3 protein-coding genes are annotated in these 2,571 nt (G+C 72.3%); all 3 read right to left on the bottom strand.

Annotated features, from left to right (window positions below):
* Nucleotides 1–1,789, bottom strand: a 1,789-nt coding sequence (locus tag HW445_RS26270; RefSeq protein ID WP_180223370.1) for a DEAD/DEAH box helicase, incomplete at its 3' end; no start/stop codon positions are given.
* Between the two features lie 110 nt (nt 1,790–1,899).
* Nucleotides 1,900–2,283 carry a type II toxin-antitoxin system death-on-curing family toxin gene (locus tag HW445_RS26265; RefSeq protein ID WP_180223369.1) on the bottom strand — a complete coding sequence of 128 codons (384 nt, stop codon included), beginning with the start codon at nt 2,281–2,283 and terminating at the stop codon, nt 1,900–1,902.
* A 2-nt stretch (nt 2,284–2,285) separates the two neighbouring features.
* Nucleotides 2,286–2,486, bottom strand: a complete 201-nt coding sequence (locus HW445_RS26260) for a hypothetical protein (RefSeq protein ID WP_180223368.1) — start codon at nt 2,484–2,486, stop codon at nt 2,286–2,288.
* Between the last annotated feature and the right edge of the window lie 85 nt (nt 2,487–2,571).

Below are 2,571 nucleotides of genomic sequence, written 5' to 3'. Positions count from 1 at the left end.
CCCACTCCTGGACCTTGGCGATGCGCGCCTGCAGCTGACCGGCGGTGGCCTCGGCGGCCGGCGGCCCGCCGCAGACCCGGCGCAGCTCCGTGTGGATCACCCCGTGCGGCTTCCCGCTCTGGTGGACGTACGCGCCGACGAGATTGTTGAGCTGCCGCCGCATCTCCATCATCTCCTTGTGGCTCACCACCGGCCGCCGGTCCGCCGGCAGCTCCAGCAGGTCGGCCTCCTCGGAGGGCTTGCGCCGGCTGTGCGCGATCTGCCGCTGCTGCCGCTTCTGGAGCAGCAGCTGGACCTGGTCGGGCTCCAGCAGCCCCGGGATGCCGAGGTAGTCCTGCTCCTCCTCGCTGCCCGGGTGGGCCTGCATGCCGAACTCGGCGCCGTCGTAGAGGACCCGGTCGAAGACCGCGTCGGACTCCAGCGCCTCGAAGGGCAGCATGTCCTGCTCGCCGGTGTCCTCGTCCTGCTCCTTGTTGGCCTCCGCCATCTCCTTCTCGGACTCGGCGTACGGGTCCTCCTCGCCGTGCTTCTTCGGCCGGTCGAGGGCGTGGTCCCGTTCCACCTCCATCTCGTTGGCGAAGGTCAGCAGGTCCGGCACGGTCGGCAGGAAGACGGAGGCGGTCTCGCCCCGGCGCCGCGACCGCACGAAGCGGCCGACGGCCTGGGCGAAGAACAGCGGCGTGGAGATGGTGGTGGCGTACACGCCGACCGCCAGGCGCGGGACGTCGACACCCTCGGACACCATGCGGACGGCGACCATCCACCGTTCCTCGCTCTGGCTGAACTCGTCGATCCGCTTGGACGCGCCGGTGTCGTCGGAGAGGACCAGGGTGGCCTTCTCCCCGGTGATGTCGCGGATCAGCTTGGCGTAGGCGCGGGCCGACTCCTGGTCGGAGGCGATCACCAGGGCGCCCGCGTCGGGGATGCCCTTGCGGACCTCGGTGAGCCGCTGGTCGGCGGCGCGCAGCACCGCGGGCATCCACTCGCCCTTGGGGTCGAGGGCGGTCCGCCACGCCTGGCTGACCGCGTCCTTGGTCATCGGCTCGCCGAGACGGGCGGCGATCTCGTCGCCCGCCTTGGTGCGCCAGCGCATGTTGCCGCTGTACGACAGGAAGATCACCGGACGGACGACGCCGTCGCCGAGGGCCGAGCCGTAGCCGTAGGTGTAGTCGGCGGAGGAGCGGCGGATCCCGTCGTTGCCCTCCTCGTAGGTGACGAAGGGGATCGGGTTGGTGTCCGACCGGAACGGCGTACCGGTGAGCGCGAGCCGCCGGGTGGCCGGCTCGAACGCCTCCAGGCATGCCTCGCCCCAGGACTTGGAGTCGCCGGCGTGGTGGATCTCGTCGAGGATCACCAGGGTCTTGCGCTGCTCGACGCGGTTGCGGTGCAGCATGGGGCGCACGCCGATGCCGGCGTAGGTGACGGCGACGCCGTCGTACTCCCGGCCGAGCGGGCCCGCGCTGTACTCGGGGTCGAGCTTGATGCCTATCCGGGCGGCGGCCTCCGCCCACTGCTTCTTCAGGTGCTCGGTGGGCGCCACCACGGTGACCTGCTGGACCACGTGGTGGTGGAGCAGCCAGGACGCCAGGGTGAGGGCGAAGGTCGTCTTGCCGGCGCCGGGGGTGGCCACCGCGAGGAAGTCGCGGGGCTGCTCCTCCAGGTACTTCTGCATGGCCCCCTGCTGCCAGGCGCGCAGCTTGCCGGCGGTGCCCCAGGGGGCGCGGCCCGGGAACGCTGGCGACAGGTGCGTGGAGGGGGAGGGGACGCTGTATCCGGCGGAAGTAGTCACGGTCTCCGGTTCGGGGGATCGGTTACGCGAGGACGACCGAGCAACCTTATCGGTGGCCCGGCCGCCTCCCTGCCGCTACCACACCGCGCCCACCCCCGATGGGACCGACCTCACACCGCGCCGGCCAGCTCGCGCAGCCGCGAGGCGATCACCTCGACGTCAGCGACCTCCCCGGAGGCCACCGCGACGACCAGCGTGTACGCGGCGTCCTGGTCGGCGTGGAGCATCGGCGCGCCGTTGAGGTGCAGGAACACGGCGGTGGCCATCCACGCCTGGCGCTTGTTGCCGTCGACCAGGGGATGGTTGCGCGCCAGTCCGTGCAGCAGTGCGGCGGCCTTCTCCCAGAGCCCCGGGTACGCCTCCGTCCCGAACATCCGTGACCGGGGCCGCTGCACGGCGGAGGCGAGCAGGTTGTCGTCCCGGACGGCGATCTCCTGGCCGCCACAGCCGAGCGCGGCGAGCGCCAGGACGTCCTCCACGGTGAGGTGCCGCACCGCTACTCCCCCAGCCTGCGCAGCAGCTCGGCGTGGGCCTCGGCGTACGCCGCCCCCGCCTGCCGGACCTCCGCGGCCCGCTGCCGGAGCACGGCCGCCACGGCTTCCGCGGCGAACCCCTCGGGCTCCCGGCCTTCGGCGTCCGCCCGCTCGGCCAGCTCACGGAGCTGCCGGTCGGCGAGGGTGATGGTGACGGTGTTCATGGTGTGACCGTAGGGCGGCCGGCGGGCACGCGTCAGCCGAATTTCGCTGCTGTACCCGCTCCGTCCCGTCCTCGGACCGGCGAAC

This window comes from Streptomyces sp. UH6, assembly GCF_013421635.1.
Classification (GTDB): Bacteria; Actinomycetota; Actinomycetes; order Streptomycetales; family Streptomycetaceae; genus Streptomyces; species Streptomyces abyssomicinicus.
Note: the sequence above shows the minus strand (reverse complement) of the source record. Positions and strands in the feature narration are given on the sequence as shown.